Annotated in this window: 1 protein-coding gene; it reads left to right on the top strand. The window is 42.8% G+C overall.

Annotated elements, in window-relative coordinates:
* Positions 1 to 227 precede the first annotated feature (227 nt).
* The gene (locus F458_RS0118755) at positions 228 to 1,472 is read left to right on the top strand and encodes an IS110 family RNA-guided transposase (RefSeq protein ID WP_018984974.1); all 1,245 of its coding nucleotides are present in this window, start codon (positions 228 to 230) and stop codon (positions 1,470 to 1,472) included.
* The last annotated feature ends 34 nt before the right edge of the window (positions 1,473 to 1,506 follow it).

Here is a 1,506-nt window from a genome sequence, read left to right on the forward strand (position 1 = left end):
GTACGTAATATGGTCATTCAACCTACTTTATTTGAATTAAAATAACTTAGGTTATGTGCTCATTGCATACGAACATTGTACGTAAGTCATTAGATGATTACCGCTTTACCTTCGATGCAATGAGTTACTTTACTCATAACGAATACTCAGGGCATGCAGTGAACGCCATCCATATTACTTTCGACGAGTAAAGGATACATAACAAACTTCATATTCAGGAGGTTGTCATGACTAACTCGTTAGATAAGTTCTCAGTGCTCATTGGCTTGGACTGGGCATCAAAAAAACACGATGTTTGCATTCAAAAAAGCAATACTGATACTCGACAGTTTAAAGTAATAAAGCACTCCCCAGAAGATATTGATGACTGGCTTTGTTCGTTACACAATGAGGTGAAAGGGCCCATTGCTATTGCGGTTGAGCTCTCTAGTGGCCCCATTGTTTACGCATTGCAAAAGTATTCGTATGTCACTGTATTTCCTATTCACGCTGCAACGTTAGCGCGATATCGTCAGGCCATGTTCCCAAGTGGCGCTAAAGATGATCCGTCAGATGCTGAACTGGCGCTAGACCTTATGCTGAAGTATCCAGAGAAGATAAAACCGCTGAAACCGAGTAGTGATGCGTCCAGAGCGCTCAATCTACTCGTTGAACAGCGGCGCGTGTTGGTGGAAGACAAACGTCGCGCAGTCAATCGCCTTATCAATGCACTCAAGCAATATTATCTGCTACCACTTGCCATGTTCTCACATCGAGGAAGCGACTTATTCTGTGAATTTTTACTTACTTGGCCGACATTCAAGCAGTTAAAGCGGGCACGAGAGAAAACCATTAGAGCATTTTTTAGCAAACGTGGCGGAAATGCGGTGGCTAATACGGATAAAAGAATCAAAGCTATTAATGATGCCATGGCACTGACTGAAGATAGCAGTGTTATTGAGCCATATAGCTTGTTATCAGTCTCACTTTGCAATCAAATAATCCTTTTGAATAAAAGCATCAAGGCATACGACGTTAAGATTGACGAACTATTTAATCAAATGCCTGATGCTGATATCTTCGCTTCATTGCCGGGCACTGGACCATGCTTAGCGCCTCGTTTACTCGCCGCATTTGGCGAGGATAGAAGTCGGTTCTCAAGTGCTCAAGAGATCCAGAACTACGCAGGCCTATCTCCTGTGACAGAGCGAAGCGGAAATAAAGAGTGGATCCACTGGCGATGGCAGTGCTCAACATTTATCAGACAAACGTTTGTAGAATGGTCCGCTAAAAGTGTCCACCAATCCTACTGGGCTGGATTGTATTACGAAAAACAACGAGCAAAAGGCAAAGCTCATCAGGCAGCTGTCAGAGCTTTAGCGTTTAAATGGGCGAGAATCTTGTTCAAATGTTGGCAAACAAAAACGCCTTACAATGAAGCCCGATATTTAAAAGCGTTAAAAGAGAGAAATTCATCTCTTCTAAGCACATAAAAAGGTTGTTGAATGACTCAGGGCGTGAAGCGGA

This window comes from Salinimonas chungwhensis DSM 16280, from assembly GCF_000378185.1.
Classification (GTDB): domain Bacteria; phylum Pseudomonadota; class Gammaproteobacteria; order Enterobacterales; family Alteromonadaceae; genus Alteromonas; species Alteromonas chungwhensis.

What these genes read in the sequence shown, in the direction of transcription:
- F458_RS0118755 (WP_018984974.1), top strand. Translation starts at nt 228, where the DNA reads ATGACTAACTCGTTAGATAAGTTCTCAGTGCTCATTGGCTTGGACTGG.